Annotated in this window: 13 protein-coding genes; 10 read left to right on the top strand and 3 right to left on the bottom strand. The window is 69.4% G+C overall.

Annotation, left to right across the window (positions count from 1 at the left end; translation table 11 throughout):
• Positions 1-5 precede the first annotated feature (5 nt).
• From EPN98_RS07670 to EPN98_RS07655, 4 genes are all read left to right on the top strand, one after another.
• On the top strand, positions 6-3248 hold the full coding sequence (locus tag EPN98_RS07670) for an efflux RND transporter permease subunit (RefSeq protein WP_293362087.1): 3243 nt from the start codon (positions 6-8) through the stop codon (positions 3246-3248).
• Positions 3249-3311: 63 nt separating this feature from the next.
• Entirely contained in the window at positions 3312-3785 is a 474-nt protein-coding gene (locus EPN98_RS07665; RefSeq protein ID WP_293362164.1) for a GNAT family N-acetyltransferase, read from the top strand.
• A 127-nt stretch (positions 3786-3912) separates the two neighbouring features.
• Positions 3913-4605, top strand: coding sequence for an alternative oxidase (locus tag EPN98_RS07660; RefSeq protein WP_293362086.1), 693 nt, complete (start codon positions 3913-3915; stop codon positions 4603-4605).
• A complete protein-coding gene (locus EPN98_RS07655) occupies positions 4605-5021 on the top strand; it encodes a group III truncated hemoglobin (protein WP_293362085.1) in 417 nt (138 codons plus the stop codon). Before EPN98_RS07660 ends, EPN98_RS07655 begins: the two co-directional genes overlap by 1 nt.
• Positions 5022-5027: 6 nt before the next feature.
• Here the strand turns inward: EPN98_RS07655 and EPN98_RS07650 are convergent, their stop codons facing one another.
• Positions 5028-6785, bottom strand: coding sequence for an ABC transporter ATP-binding protein/permease (locus tag EPN98_RS07650; protein WP_293362163.1), 1758 nt, complete (start codon positions 6783-6785; stop codon positions 5028-5030).
• Between the two features lie 215 nt (positions 6786-7000).
• On the opposite strand from EPN98_RS07650, the gene EPN98_RS07645 reads away from it, so the two are divergent.
• Both EPN98_RS07645 and EPN98_RS07640 read left to right on the top strand, forming a co-directional pair.
• Positions 7001-7603: a TIGR00730 family Rossman fold protein gene (locus tag EPN98_RS07645; RefSeq protein ID WP_293362084.1), complete on the top strand. Its 603-nt coding sequence runs from the start codon at positions 7001-7003 to the stop codon at positions 7601-7603.
• Between the two features lie 339 nt (positions 7604-7942).
• The gene (locus EPN98_RS07640) at positions 7943-8773 is read left to right on the top strand and encodes an outer membrane beta-barrel protein (protein ID WP_293362083.1); all 831 of its coding nucleotides are present in this window, start codon (positions 7943-7945) and stop codon (positions 8771-8773) included.
• A 67-nt stretch (positions 8774-8840) separates the two neighbouring features.
• Here EPN98_RS07640 and EPN98_RS07635 read toward each other — a convergent pair whose 3' ends face one another.
• Positions 8841-9788, bottom strand: a complete 948-nt coding sequence (locus EPN98_RS07635; RefSeq protein WP_293362082.1) for a LysR substrate-binding domain-containing protein — start codon at positions 9786-9788, stop codon at positions 8841-8843.
• A gap of 99 nt (positions 9789-9887) precedes the next feature.
• Between EPN98_RS07635 and EPN98_RS07630 the strand changes: the two genes are divergently transcribed.
• The 4 genes from EPN98_RS07630 to EPN98_RS07615 all read left to right on the top strand — a co-directional run bounded on the left by EPN98_RS07630 (position 9888) and on the right by EPN98_RS07615 (position 14069).
• The gene (locus tag EPN98_RS07630) at positions 9888-10037 is read left to right on the top strand and encodes a hypothetical protein (RefSeq protein WP_293362081.1); all 150 of its coding nucleotides are present in this window, start codon (positions 9888-9890) and stop codon (positions 10035-10037) included.
• A gap of 44 nt (positions 10038-10081) precedes the next feature.
• Complete coding sequence (locus tag EPN98_RS07625) at positions 10082-11998, top strand: CocE/NonD family hydrolase (RefSeq protein WP_293362080.1); 1917 nt, start codon at positions 10082-10084, stop codon at positions 11996-11998.
• A 275-nt stretch (positions 11999-12273) separates the two neighbouring features.
• Positions 12274-12876: a hypothetical protein gene (locus EPN98_RS07620; RefSeq protein WP_293362079.1), complete on the top strand. Its 603-nt coding sequence runs from the start codon at positions 12274-12276 to the stop codon at positions 12874-12876.
• A gap of 560 nt (positions 12877-13436) precedes the next feature.
• Positions 13437-14069: a VOC family protein gene (locus EPN98_RS07615; protein ID WP_293362078.1), complete on the top strand. Its 633-nt coding sequence runs from the start codon at positions 13437-13439 to the stop codon at positions 14067-14069.
• Between the two features lie 51 nt (positions 14070-14120).
• Here EPN98_RS07615 and EPN98_RS07610 read toward each other — a convergent pair.
• On the bottom strand, positions 14121-14315 hold a 195-nt coding region (locus EPN98_RS07610), incomplete at its 5' end, for a hypothetical protein (RefSeq protein ID WP_293362077.1).

The raw sequence follows: 14315 nt of genomic DNA, 5'->3' as shown, positions 1-14315 counted from the left end.
GAATCATGATCGGCCCCCTGATCGACGGAGCCATCAAGCGGCGCAAGGTGGTGCTGGGCGTCACCCTGATCGCCGCGCTGTTCGGCCTGTTCGCCTACCTGAACATGCCCCGGGAATCCGAACCCGACATCGACCTGCCCTACATCTCGGTGATCGTGCCCTACCCCGGCGTGTCGCCCGAGGACTCCGAGCGCCTGCTGGTCAAGCCGCTGGAGCTCGAGCTCCAGACGATGGAAGGCATCGAGTCGATGAACGGCGTGGCCCGCCAGGGCTCGGCCATCGTCACCCTCGAGTTCGAAGCCGACTTCGACAAGGACAAGGCGCTGGAGGACGTCCGCGCCAAGGTCGATCTGGCGCGGGGCAAGTTCCCGCCCGACGCCGAAGAGCCGATCATCCAGGAGCAGAACTTCTCGGGCGAGCCGATCATCGGCATCGTCATCTCGGGCTCGGCGCCCGAGCGCGAGCTCCACCGCATCACCACCGCCCTGAAGGAGCGCCTGGAGGGCACCGAGGGCGTGCTGGAAGTCTTCATGGCCGGCGGGCGCGAAGAGGTGCTCGAAGTCCTGATCGATCCGCTGCGGATGGAGGCCTACAACGTCACCACCGGCGAGATCGCCCAGGTGATCGGCCGCAACAACCAGCTCGTCCCCGCGGGCAACCTGCGTTCGGGCGCCGGCCAGTTCGCCGTGAAGGTGCCGGGCGTCGTCGAGAAGCCCGACGACATCCTGGCGCTGCCGATCAAGAAGAACGGCGACCGCGTGGTCACCCTGGGCGACATTGGCGACGTGCGCCGCACGTTCAAGGAAGCCAGCTCGATCAGCCGCTTCAACGGCCACCCGGCCTTCATCCTCGAGGTGTCCAAGCGCGGCGGCGCCAACATCCTCGAGACGGTGAAGACCGTGCAGAAGGTGACCGAGGCCGAGGCCAAGAAGTGGCCGTCGACGGTCAGGCTGGACTACCTCTACGACGAGAGCGAGTTCATCGGGCGCACCCTGGTCGTGCTCGAATCCGGCCTGCTGATGGCCAGCCTGCTGGTGATGATGATCATCGTCGCCAGCCTGGGAATCCGCCAGGGGCTGATGGTCGGCGCCTCGATCCCGATCTGCTTCCTGCTGGCCTTCCTGATCATGACCGGCATGGGCGTGACGCTGAACATGATGGTGATGTTCGGCCTCGTGCTCGCGGTCGGCATCCTGGTCGACGGCGGCATCGTGGTGGTGGAGTACGCCGACCGGCGGATGGCCGAGGGCCTGCCCAAGGAAGAAGCCTTCACCCTGGCCGGCAAGCGGATGTTCTGGCCGGTGGCCAACGGCACGCTGACAACGCTGTGCGCCTTCGTGCCCTTCATGTTCTGGAACTCGATCGCCGGGAAGTTCATGAGCTTCCTGCCGCTGACCCTGTTCTTCGTGCTGGGCGCGTCGATCTTCGTGGCCCTGATCTTCACGCCCGCCCTGGGCTCGCTGTTCGCCCGCAAGGCGGCCGTGGACGAGGAACACCTGGCCGAAATCGCCAAGTCCGAGCACGGCGACCCTCGCGAGATGAAGGGTTTCATGGGCTGGTACGCCCGCACCCTGACTTCGATGACCCATCATCCGACCCGCACGTTCGCAGGCGGCTTCGTGCTGGTGGCGGCGATCATCGCCTGGTTCGTGGTCACCCCGCACAGGACCGAATTCTTCTTCTCCGACGAGCCTGAGTTCGTGCAGGTGTTCGTCAAGGCGCGCGGCAACCTCTCACCCGAGGCGCAGGACGCCCTGACCCAGCAGGTCGAGCAACGCCTGAACGGTATCAAGGGCGTGGAGTCGATCTACGTCCGCTCGGGCGGCTTCACCTCGAACGGCGGGCCGAACTCGGCGCCCAACGACACCGTGGGCCGCATCCGCGTCGATTTCATCGACTACGAGGAACGCATCGCCGAGGGCCTCAGCGGCTACGACATCGAGAACGAGGTGCGCAGCAAGCTGGGCCAGATCGCCGGCCTGCAGCTCGAGGTCCGCGGGCCGCAGAACGGCCCTCCGGTGGGCAAGGACATCCAGGTCCAGCTCTCCAGCCACGACCCGTCTCAGCTCAACGCCGCGGCCGAGGTGGTGAAGGCCCGCTTCGCCCAGGACCGCCAGCTGATCGAGCTGGAGGACAACCGCACCTCGCCCGGCATCGAATGGAACCTGACGGTCGATCGCGAAGCCGCCGGCCGGTACGGCGTGGACGTGCTGTCGGTGGGCCAGACCATCCAGTTCCTGACCGGCGGCGTGCTGATGGGCCGCTTCCGCCCCGACGACGCCGAGGACGAGCTGGACATCCGCGTCCGCTTCCCGCCCCTCGACCGCAACGTGGCCGCGCTGGAACAGCTCAAGATCACCACGCCGACGGGCCCGGTGCCCGCCAGCTACTTCATCAAGCGGGTGCCGGCTCAGCAGGTCACCCAGATCCAGCGTCGAGACGGCCAGCGACTGGTGATCGTGCAGGCCAACACCGAGGGCGATGCGGCATCGAACCTCAAGATCGCCGAGCTGCGCCCCTCGCTGCAGAAAGCGCTGGAGCCCTACAACGCCGTCACCTGGAAGTTCATCGGCGCCGACGAGGAGGGCCAGGAAGCCGTCGGCTTCTTCGCCGCGGCCATGGCCGCCAGCCTCTTCATGATGTTCGTGATCCTGCTGTGGCAGTTCAACAGCTTCTACGGGGTGCTGGTGACCCTGTTCGCGGTCGTCCTGTCGACGGTTGGCGTGTTCCTGGGGGTTCAGGTCAACCTTGGGAACACCTTCCCCTACATCTCGGTGATCATGCTGGGCACAGGGGTTGTGGCGCTGTTCGGGGTGGTCGTGGGCCACAACATCGTGCTGGTCGACACCTTCTATCACCTCCGACACGAGGGCTATGCGGCGGACGAGGCGGCGATCCGGGCGGCGGCCCAGCGGTTCCGGCCGGTGGTGCTGACGACCCTGGTGACGGTGGTGGGCCTGCTGCCGCTGATGTTCCAGATCCACCCGAACTTCCACACCGGCCACATCGAGTACAAGGCGCCGGGCTCCACCTGGTGGGTCCAGCTGTCGGCCTCGGTGGTGTGGGGGCTGTCGTTCGCGACCCTGCTGACCCTGGTGCTGACCCCGGTGATGCTGGCCGCGCCCAAGGTCTATTCCCGCCGCTTCGGCTGGGTGCGCGACCACATGCCGGGCCGCAAGCCCCCGACGCGGGCGCGCACCGTCGAGACCCCGCGCGGCGCCGACGACATCCCGCGCGCGGCCGAGTAGCCGTTGGGCGGACTGACGCACCGGATCGCCACGCCCGCCGACGCGCCGGCGCTGGCCGAGGTGATGGAGGCCGCGATCGCCGAGCTGCAGAAGGGGTTCCTGGACCCTGCGCAGATCGCGTCCAGCCGGATGATCATGGGGCTGGACCGGCAACTCCTGGCGGACGGCACCTACTTCATGGTGCTGGACGGCGAGACCATCGCCGGCTGCGGCGGCTGGAGCCGGCGCGCCACCCTCTACGGCGGCGATCACACCCCGGGCCGCGACGCCGCCCTCCTCGACCCCGCGACCGAGCCGGCGCGTGTGCGGGCCATGTACACGCATCCCGCCTTCGCCCGCCGCGGCGTGGGCCGGCTGATCCTGCGGCTGTGCGAGGCCGCGGCCGGCGCCGAGGGGTTCAGGCGCGTGGAGCTGATGGCCACCCTGTCGGGCCGCGCGCTCTACAGCCAGTGCGGCTACGAGGACATCGAGGCCATCGAGGACGCCCGCGGGGGCGCGCCCGTGCCCCTGGTGCGCATGGGCAAAGCGCTCGGCTAGGGCCCAAGGCCAAGTTCTCCGTACCGGTACTTAGGGAGCGCACCGCAATGGCGGCGGGGGGCGCGCAGGCCTATCTCAGGGTCAGTAGCGGCCAGCGTGATTGGCCGATCGACCAAGGGTTATCCCGATGAACGCTCCCCTCGTAGACCTCACGATCCACCACCCGCCGCGCGGCGCGTCCGACCGCATCGCGTTCGGCTTCGTCAAGGCGCTGCGGTTCTGCGCCGACACCTTCTTCGCCAAGCGCTACGGCCACCGCGCCGTGGTGCTCGAGACCGTCGCGGCGGTGCCCGGCATGGTCGGCGCCACGCTCAATCACCTGAAGTGCCTGCGCCGGATGTGCGACGACCGCGGGTGGATCAAGACGCTCATGGACGAGGCCGAGAACGAGCGGATGCACCTGATGACCTTCATCGAGGTCGCCAAGCCCACCGCCTTCGAGCGCTTCGTGGTCGTGGCCGCCCAATGGGTCTTCTACATGTTCTTCTTCGGCCTCTACCTCGTCTCGCCGAAGACCGCGCACCGGGTCGTGGGCTACTTCGAGGAGGAGGCGGTGGTGAGCTACACCCACTACCTCGCCGAGATCGACGAGGGCCGCTCGCCCAACGTGGCGGCTCCGGCGCTGGCGATCCGCTACTGGAACCTGCCGGCCGACGCCACGCTGCGCGACGTGGTCGAGGTGGTCCGCGCCGACGAGACTCACCACCGCGACGTCAACCACAGCTTCGCCAACGAACTGGGCGGACTGGCCCAGCCGCAGGTGATCCCCGCCGCCTGGCCGCACGAGCAGCTCCAGCCGCACTGGCGCGACGCCGCCTGATGGACGCGAAACCGCGCATCGGCCCCGGCGCCCCCGCCGGGGTCGATGAGGCGCTGATCCGGCGCCAGGTCCACACCTTCTACGGCCGCGTGCGCGAGGATCCCGTGCTGGGGCCGATCTTCAACGACGCCATCGCCGACTGGGACGAGCACCTCGCCAAGCTCTGCGATTTCTGGTCGTCCGTGCTGCTGATGACGGGGCGCTTCAAGGGCTCGCCGATGGCCGCCCACGCCCGGCGGCCCGACATCCGGGACGAGCACTTTCCCCTGTGGCTCGATCTCTTCGAACGTACGGCGCGCGAGGTCTGCCCCCCGGCCGCCGCGGACCTCTTCGTCGAGCGTTCGCGGATGATCGGACGGAGCCTCGCGCTGGGGCTGTCGGTAAGCCGCGGGATCATCCCGCCGCTGGACGCCTAGCGCCGGTCAGGCCTCACGGGTCTGGCGCCGCCACAGGGCCGCGTACTCCCCGGTCTTCGCCAGAAGCTCGGCGTGCGTCCCCTGCTCGGCGATGCGGCCCCGGCGCAGAACCAGGATCTGGTCGGCGTCGACGATGGTCGACAGGCGGTGGGCGATCACCAGGGTGGTGCGCCCGGCCTTCACCTTGCGCAGGGTCTCCTGGATCGCCGCCTCGGTCGGCCCGTCCAGCGCGCTGGTGGCTTCGTCGAGGATCAGCAGGCGCGGGTTGGCCAGCAGCGCACGCGCGATGCCCACCCGCTGCCGCTCGCCGCCCGACAGCTTCAGGCCCCGCTCCCCCACCCGGGTCTCCATCCCGCTGGGCAGCCCGTCGATGAACGGCCCCAGCTCGGCGGCGTCCGCGGCGGCGCGCACCTCTTCCGGCGTCGCGCCGGGGCGGGCGAAGGCGACATTGGCGTAGAGGGTGTCGTTGAACAGCGCCACGTCCTGCGGCACCAGCGCCACGGCGCGGCGCAGATCCGTCTGCCGCACCTCACGCAGGTCGACGCCGTCCAGGGTCACCCGGCCTTCCTGCGGGTCCAAGAGGCGCATGGCCAGCCGCACGGCGGTGGTCTTGCCCGATCCCGAGGGGCCGACCAGCGCGACGGTCTGGCCGGGTCGCGCCACAAAGGTCACGTCCAGCAGGCCCGAGGCGCGCGCGTCGTGGCGGTAGCTCACGTGTTCGAAGGCCAGCGCCGCCCCCTGCCCGCTGGCCGGCGGCAACGGCCGGGCGGCGGCGGCGTCGACGATGTCGGGCGTGATCTTCTGGAGCGCGACCATCTGCTCCATGTCGATCAGCCCCTGGCGGATCTCGCGGTACTGGAAGCCCAGCATGCCCAGAGGCGCATAGAGGCTGGAGAGCAGCAGCACCGCCATGGTGATGTCGCCCAGCTGCAGCCGCCCGCCCGCCACCTCGTAGCCGGCCATCACGGTCAGCGCCGCCAGGCCCACGTTCAGGATCAGCGACTGGGCGCCGTTCAGGGCGTTCAGCGATCCGTTGGCCCGGGCGCTGGCGTCCACATACCGGGCCATGGCGCGGCCATAGCTGTCGACCAGCCGGTCCTCGGCGCCGAAGGCCTTCAGGGTCTCGTAATTCATCAGGGCGTCCGAGGAGAGGCCCGCCGCGCGCGTCTCGGCGTCGTTCAGCTCGCGCCGGTGCGACAGCCGCCAGTCGGTGATCTTGAAGGTGACGACCGCATAGACCACCAGCGTGGCGAACGCCGTCAGGGCGAAACGCCAGTCCAGGCGCACCACCATCACCGCCATGGCCAGGATCAGCTCCACGAAGGTGGGGCCCAGGTTGAAGATCAGGCTGCGGATCAGGAAGTCGGTCGAGCGCGCGCCGCGGTCGATCACCCGCGAGAGCGCGCCGGTCTGCTTGGTCTGGTGGAAGTCCAGCGACAGCGACAGCGCGTGCCCGAAGCTCTCCACCGCCGCCCGCGCCATGGTCGACTGCGAAACTCGGGTGAAGATCGCGTCGCGGGCATAGGGCGCGCACGCGGCCAGCAGCCGCAACACCGCGAACGCCACCGCCAGGCCCACGAAGCTGGCCCCCACCACCAGCCCGCCCTGCTGGACCGGGCTCAGCGTGTTGATCGCGTCGCCCAGCATGACCGGGGCCAGCACGCCGCACAGCTTGCCCACCACCACCAGCACCAGCGCCGCCCCGATCCGCAACCGCAGCTGCGGCGCGCCCGAGCGCATGACCAGCGCCATCAGGTCGCCCATCGAGCCCCAGAAGTTGAACCTGGCGTCCTTGGCCTCGACGGACCCGGGGCCGCTGAAGCGGCCGGTGGCGACATGGGCGTGGACCAAAGCGGACTCAGGCTCCTGGGCGATTTCACGGGGTTTACTTGGCGCGACTTAGCGCTGAACCTAGCTACTTGGGCCTGTTCGCCGCCGACACAAGCGGTTCGTCAGTTTCCCCCTTTGGAGTATGCGTCATGAGGCGTCACCGCCAACGCCTGGAATCGGCCTGTGTGTTCTGCGGCTCCTCCGACGAGGCGGATCCGGAGTTCCTCAGCGCGGCGCGGGGCGTGGGCAAGGCGCTGGCCGACGCGGGCATCAAGCTGGTCTACGGCGGCGGCGGCGTGGGCCTGATGGGCGCCACGGCGCGCGCGGCGCACGAGGCCGGCGGCGACGTCCTGGGCATCATCCCGACCTTCCTGGTGGGCGCCGAGCGCGCCCTCGAGACGGTCGAGCACATCATCGTCGACAACATGCATGAGCGGAAAATGCTCATGTTCCAGCGCTCGGACAGCTTCATCATCCTGCCGGGCGGCATCGGCACGCTGGAAGAGGTGGTGGAGTTGCTGTCCTGGCGCCGCCTCGACCTGCACGCCAAGCCGGTGATCTTCTACAACCCCCGGGGCTTCTGGGAGCCGCTGTTCAAGCTCTTCCAGCACACGGTCGATGAGCGCCTGACGCCCCCGGAGTTCATGCAGGCCTGGGTGGCGGTCCCCACCGTCGACGAGATCGTTCCGGCGCTGCTGGCCCAGGGCGCAGAGCCCTATCCCTCCGAAGCCGCCGTCGGCCGCCGGGGCTAGCCCGGCGAGCCCAGTGCGCGCCGCAGGCGCTGTCATTCGGAACCACGAACCACACGAACCACACGAACGAGTTGGGCTGATCGCGGTCCGGACTTTCCTATTCGACCCGTTCGTGTGGTTCGTGTGGTTCGTGGTCAAATTGGTCGGCGCTGCCGCGCCATCGCCGCCTGGGGGCCAGCCGCTGAGCGCAAGCTTCACCACGCCAGGATTGTGACAAACTCGCCACACAGGCGAGTTTCTGCGTCAGCCTGCCGCATCCAGATGACGAAGATCAACGTAGAGGCGACAACGGGCCGCCATTCTGCAGGTCCGGATACAACCTGGACGGGCTTTCTCCCCATGAAGACCATTTTCCTCGCCGCGGCCGCCCTGTCGGCCCTCTCGTTCGCCTCCGCCGCCAGCGCGCAGTCCGCCGACTGGACCGGCCCCTACATCGGCGTGACCGCCGGCTACGCCGACCGTTCGGAAAGCAAGGGCGAGTCGATCGGCTTCGACACCAACCTCGACGGCAATTTCGGCGACACCGTGCGCACCGCCGCTGGCGCCGACGCCTTCTCGACGGGCTTCTGCCCCGGCTCGTTCAACACCAATGCGGCGCCCGGCGGCTGCCGTGGTGACGACAAGTCCGACGTCGAGCTCTCGGTTCGCGGCGGCTACGACTATCAGATCGGCCAGTTCGTGGTCGGCGGCGTCATCGAGTACAGCCGCCTCGAGCTGCAGGATGCGGTGACCGCGTTCTCGATCACCCCCGCGGCCTACAACTTCACCCGCAAACTCAACGACATGTGGGCGGTCCGCGCCCGCGGCGGCTACGCCTTCGGCGACAGCCTCGTCTACGCGACCGGCGGTTATGCGGTGGGCAACATGAAGCACAGCTTCACCACCACCAACACGGTCAACGCCTTCCCCAGAGTGGGCGGCGGCGACGCCAAGGGTTATCAGCTGGGCGTGGGCTTCGAACACAAACTGACCCAAAATGTCAGCATCGGCGCCGAATTCCTGCGCACCAGCCTGGATGACGACGACTTCGGCGTGCGTGCGGCCAATTCGGGCACGACGGCGGCCACGAACCCGTTCCTGCTCGTCAATACGGCGGGCACGGACTTCCGCCGCACCGACGACGACTTCGAGTTCACCAGTTTCAAGGTGACCGCCAGCTACCGGTTCTGATCCGGACTGGCGCGCCGGCGTCTCCCGATCGCGGGTGCAACTGAAGCCTCGGACTCCGGGGCGTAGGTCAGGAGACGTCGGACACGGCCCCGCGGCGCGCCAGTTCGTTGCGCGCCGCGGGGTCTGCCCGGATCTGGTCCAGCAGCCAGGTCCGAAAGGCGGCGATCTTGCGGCTGCGCCGGCGGTCGGCCGGATAGGCCAGCCAATAGCCGCTCTCCCCGAACACGATCGGAAACGGCTGCACCAGCCGCCCCGCCGCGATGTCGGCGGCGAACATCACCGGCGAGCCGATGGCCATCGTGCCGTTCGCCATGGCCGCGGCCACCTCCAGCACCTGTGAGTCGCCCGTGATCCGCAGACCGGCGGCGATGCTGTCCGGACAGTCGGCGACCCCGGCCGCGGCGAACCACAGCGCCCACTCCTCCTCCGAACCCACCCGCTCCAGGCTCATCAGGTCTCCCGGCCGCGGCGACGGGCCCAGGCCCGCCAGCGCCTGCGGCGTCGCCAGCACCGTCTGGGCCGCCGGGAACAGGTAGATCGACTCCAGGCCCGGCCACTGCCCATGGCGGCTGGACCGGATCCCCACGTCGGCGTCGCCGCGCATCAGGTCGATCATCCGGCTCTCGCTGGACAGCCGCACGGCCACGTCCGGGTTGGCCACCTGGAACGCCCCCAGCCGCGCCGCGAGCCACTGGGTGGCGAAGGTCTGCAGGGCGCTGATGGTCAGCACGCCCGCGCCCTGGTCGGTGATGTCGGCGATGGCGGTGCGCAGCGCGGTGACCGCTTCGCTGGCCGCCCGGTACAGCCGCTCGCCGGCGGCGGTCAGCGTCACCTCCCGCGGCAACCGGCGGAACAGCGCCTGGTCCAGCCGCCGCTCCAGCGCCTTCACCTGCCAGCTCACCGCCGCCTGGGTCATCCCCAGCTCGCCCGCCGCGCGCGTGAAGCTGCCCAGGCGGGCGGCGGCCTCGAAGACGCGGATCGCGCTGAGCGGCACGGTGGCGAGAGGATCATGCATAAGCTTGACTTATGAATACAGCAGGAGAACCGGTTTGAGGTTCGGCCTTCTCAAGACCATCTTCCCCTTACAAATTCAACCCCGAGACGGGAGAGGGTCATGGAAGACCTGCATCGCATCCATAAGGAAGTTCCCTTCGGCTACTGGACCGAACTGGTGGTCCCCGCCTACCGCGCCATCGTGCGACGCCTCCGTGGCCGCAAGGCGACGACGCTGCCGGCCGAGATCCGCCTGATCGGCCTGCGCTAGACCCTCTTCGCCTTCCGGGCTTCTACTGAACGCCTGGAGGGACGATGGACGCGGAGACGCCAAAGGCGCCCGGCGACGGGGCGCTGATCGAGGAGCTGATCCGCATCCCCGTGCCCAGCGGCCGCGTCCTGGCGGCACGGCTGTGGCGGCCCCGGAGCGCCACGCGCGTCCCCGCGATCCTCGATCTCTCGCCCTACCGCCCCTACGACATCTTCCGCCCGGTCATCGACCCGCTGCTGCCCTGGTGGGCGGGTCACGGCTACGCGGTGCTGGCGGTCGACACGGCGGGCGCGGGCAACTCGACCGGCCTGCTGCGGGACGAATATCTCCCGACCGAGATCGACGACGCCGCGGCCGCCGTGGCGTGGGCCGCCGCCCAGCCCTGGTGCGATGGCGCGGTCGGCCTCTCGGGTCTCTCCTGGGCCGCCTTCACCGCCCTGCGCGCCGCCGGGCGCAAGCCGCCCGCGCTCAAGGCCATGGTGCTGGGCGGCGTCTCGGACGACGGCTGGACCACCGACATCCAGAACCTGGGCGGCCAGTCCTACACCGCGCGCGTCGACTGGGCCGGCGTCATGCTGATGTTCAACGCTCTGCCGCCGGACCCGCAGGTGTTCGGCGACGGCTGGCGGGCCGAGTGGCTGAAGCGCCTGGACGCCGACCGCCCCTGGATCATCCCCTGGCTCAGCCACCCCGAGCGCGACAGCTACTGGCAGGGCAAGGCCGCGCCGATGGGCGAGACGCCGCTGCTGCTCTACTCGGGGTGGGCCGACAAGTACGCCACCTCGGTCCTGCGCATCGCCGCCGCCTGGAAGGGCCCGGTCCGCACCATCATCGGCCCCTGGGAGCACGTCACCCCCGCCACCGCCACGCGCGGCCCCCGCATCGGCTTCCTGCAGGAGGCCCTGCGCTGGTGGGACAAATGGCTGAAGGGCCGCGAGACCGGCGTGATGGACGAGCCCCCGCTGCGCTACTGGGTCGGCGAGCCCGACCGCCAGGGCGGGCTGGAGCGTGGCGCGTGGCGTGGCGCGAGCTGGCCGCTCGAACGCGCGCCCACCGCCCTGTTCCGCTTCGTGCGCGATCCGGTCGTGCTGCGGGCCGCTCCGGCGACGCCCGCCGCGCTTGCCGGCGATCTCTACGAGGATGCGCCCGGTCCCTGGCCTGCCACGCCCCTGTTTGGCGACCTGCCGATCCAGGACGACATGGACGTCGTCTCCGCGCCGGTCGTCGCCTGCCGCGTGACCTCGAACCGTCCCGGCGGCCTCATCGTGGCGCGCCTGCTGGACATCGCCCCCGACGGCCGGGCCGTCCGGATGACCACGGGCGCCAGCAACCTCGCCTTCCCGGACGGATCCGGGCGGATCGACCCGCCTCGCGCCGGAGAGCCGATCGACCTCGTCCTGCCGCTCCAGGCGACGGCGTGGCGCTTGAAGGCCGGCCATCGCCTCGGGCTCGAACTGTCGGCGCACGGCTGGCCCACCCTTTGGCCCGGCCGCGCGGGCGCCGACCTCACGGTCGAGAACGTCGAGGTGCGGCTGCCGTGGCAGCCTCCGGGCGGGCAGACGCCGACCTTCCCACCCGTCGTCACCCTGCCCGGCCCGGCCATGGGCCCGGCGAAGTGGCTCGACGAAACCCAGGAGGCCTTCCTGCCCACGGGCCTCACCGGCGCCGCCGCCCACGCCCCGCCCGCCTACGCCTACCACCTGCCCGCCACCGGCACCGACTACCGCCTGGCCTCGCGCTTCGAGGTCGCGCTCGCCGACGCTGGCCGGCAAGCCGCCGCGGCCAAGGTCTACCGCGTGGCGATGGAACGCCCCGGCTGGTCGATCCGCATCGACACCCGCCTCGTCGTCCGCTCCGAACCCAGGGCCTTCCGCATCGCCTGGACCGTCCGCGCGACCGAAAACGGCGCCCCGGTCTTCGACCGCACCGACGATACAAGAGTGCCTCGATCAGCGGTCTGAGTTCGTCATGCTTCTCCCCTTGCGGGAGAAGGTGTCAGCGAAGCTGACGGATGAGGGGTCGCGCTGGCCTGTCGGCCTCGTACGCGCCGCAGGCGATGTGTTGTTCGACCACGAACCACACGAACCCCACGAACGGGGCCCTCTGCTCCTAGCGCCCGGGAGGCGGAGCGCGTTCGTGTGGTTCGTGTGGTTCGTGGTCGAATAAATCGAACGGAGACGGCCGCACCGCGTCAGGCAGCTTGACTCCCCATCTCACCTATGTTCTTCTTTTGTTCATGTCGCCCACCGCCGACACCAAGGCCGAAGAAGCCCTGCTCCTGGAGCTCGCCCAGCTCGGCATGGGCATGGCCCGCAAGGTGCATGACGCCGCGCTGGCCACCGACGACACCGACACGCTCCTCGCGCTCACCACGGCCTACCACCACATGAGCCGCGGCGTCCGCCAGTCGCTCGCGCTCCGCGCCCGCTTCGCCGCCGGAACCGTCGCCGTCCAACGCGCCCAGCCGGCCGATCGCAGCCGACCCGACGCCGAGCGCCCGGAACGCCCCGAGCGCGACGACGCCTACGAACGCCCCGACTGGCACGTGCGCCTCGAAAAGCCCGAGTCCGAACGCCTCCACGCCGACGACGACGTCAACCGCGCGAGAATCCGCCGCAACCTGACCATCGTCTCCCGCACCCCGTCCCTGGCCGCCATCCCGGCCCTCCAGGCCCCCGCGGCCACCCTGGCCGCCCGCACCGCCTCCTCGGCGGCGCGTCCCTGCGGGTCGTCAACACGTCCTAGGCCACGCTATCCTAAGCCCCTCTCCCAGGCGCAGCAGCGCCGTGGGAGAGGCCGCGAGAGGGCGGCGCCGACATCGGCCCTGCCCCGCCGTTGAACCCGATCCCACCGCGCACACCCCACACCTCCGTCATCCCGCGACGTGTTCGCGGGACCCATCCCTCGGCCGCGTGGCCGTGGAAGCGGGCCGCCCCGAGCGGCCCGCCGCAAGGCGTTGCGCGAGCGGAACGATGGCTCCCGCGAACACGTCGCGGGATGACGGTCAGAAGGGCTGGAGGTCGACAGTCGACCCAGCCGGACGTCCGACTCCCCAGATTTGAACGTCATCCCCGGGCTTGCCCCGGGGGATCCATTCATCAGCGGCAAGGCCGTGGGCGCAGGCCGCCCGAGCGGCCTGCAGTTCGAAGCCTCGCTGCGGACCTATGGATCCCAGGGACAAGCCCGGGGATGACGTTCGCACTCGCCACCCATCGCTGACGTTCCGAGGACGCCGCTGAACGTCTGCTGTGCGGCGCTATGCCGAAGCCCGCTTTCGACCCTTAGCGGACATTGACCTGTGAAGCCCCATCCGTAAGGTTCTTGGGTTGCTGTAGGGCGCATCGGTTCCAACACCGGAAGGGCTAAGCCCGCCTACGACACCCCAATCGCAACGCGCCCATGCTGAATCTCGAAAATCTGCGCAAGCAGGCCAAGCTCCACCTTCGTTGGCATCGCGAACGGTATTTTCCCGTCGCGGGCCAGATCAGATCGCTGCTGCCACGTTACAGCGGCCTGACGGACCAGGAGATCCTGGCCTCGCCCTTCAAGCTGAGCGACGCTCAGGACCTCGTCGCGAGGAAGGCGGGATTCGAGAACTGGTTGGCGCTAACCAAGGGCCTTTCATCCATGCCAGTTGCAAACCCGTCGCCCTCCTCGGCCATCATCGCCGCCGAACCGCAGCTTTTCGTCTCTGACATGGCGGTTTCGCTTGCGTTTTATGAGGAGAAGCTAGGCTTTCGCCGTGTGTTCATCTCAGGCGAGCCAGCCTTCTACGCCCAGGTCGCACGCGATGGCGCGAAACTGAACCTGCGTCGCGTCGATGGGCCTGTGTTTTCCGAACACTTCCGCGCTCAGGAACCGGATGCCCTGTCAGCGACCCTGACGCTCGATGACGCCAAGCCGCTATTCCTTGAGTTGCAGGCCGCTGGCGTGACCTTTCACCAGACCTTGCGCAGCGAGCCTTGGGGTGCGCGCACCTTCATCGTCGGTGACCCGGATGGAAACTTGATCCTTTTCGCGGGCGCGAGTTAGGACCGCACCCCACCCTTCTCGGACTCTCTCAGCGTCCCCTCCGACGCCCCCCTACGGCACGTTCGCTTCCAGCTCGTCCAGCCACACCCGCGCATTCCCATCGCTCGGCGCGCGCCAGTCCCCCCGCGGCGACAGCGCGCCGCCCGAGATCACCTTCGGGCCGTTCGGGACGGCCGAGCGCTTGAACTGGCTGATCTCGAAGAAGCGGAACAGGAACAGCGACAGCCATTTCTTGATGGTCGCCAG

It is taken from the genome of Phenylobacterium sp., assembly GCF_004299445.1.
In the GTDB taxonomy this organism is placed as follows: Bacteria; Pseudomonadota; Alphaproteobacteria; order Caulobacterales; family Caulobacteraceae; genus Phenylobacterium.
The sequence above is the reverse complement of the archived record's forward strand: the minus strand, read 5'-3'. Positions and strand labels throughout refer to the sequence as shown.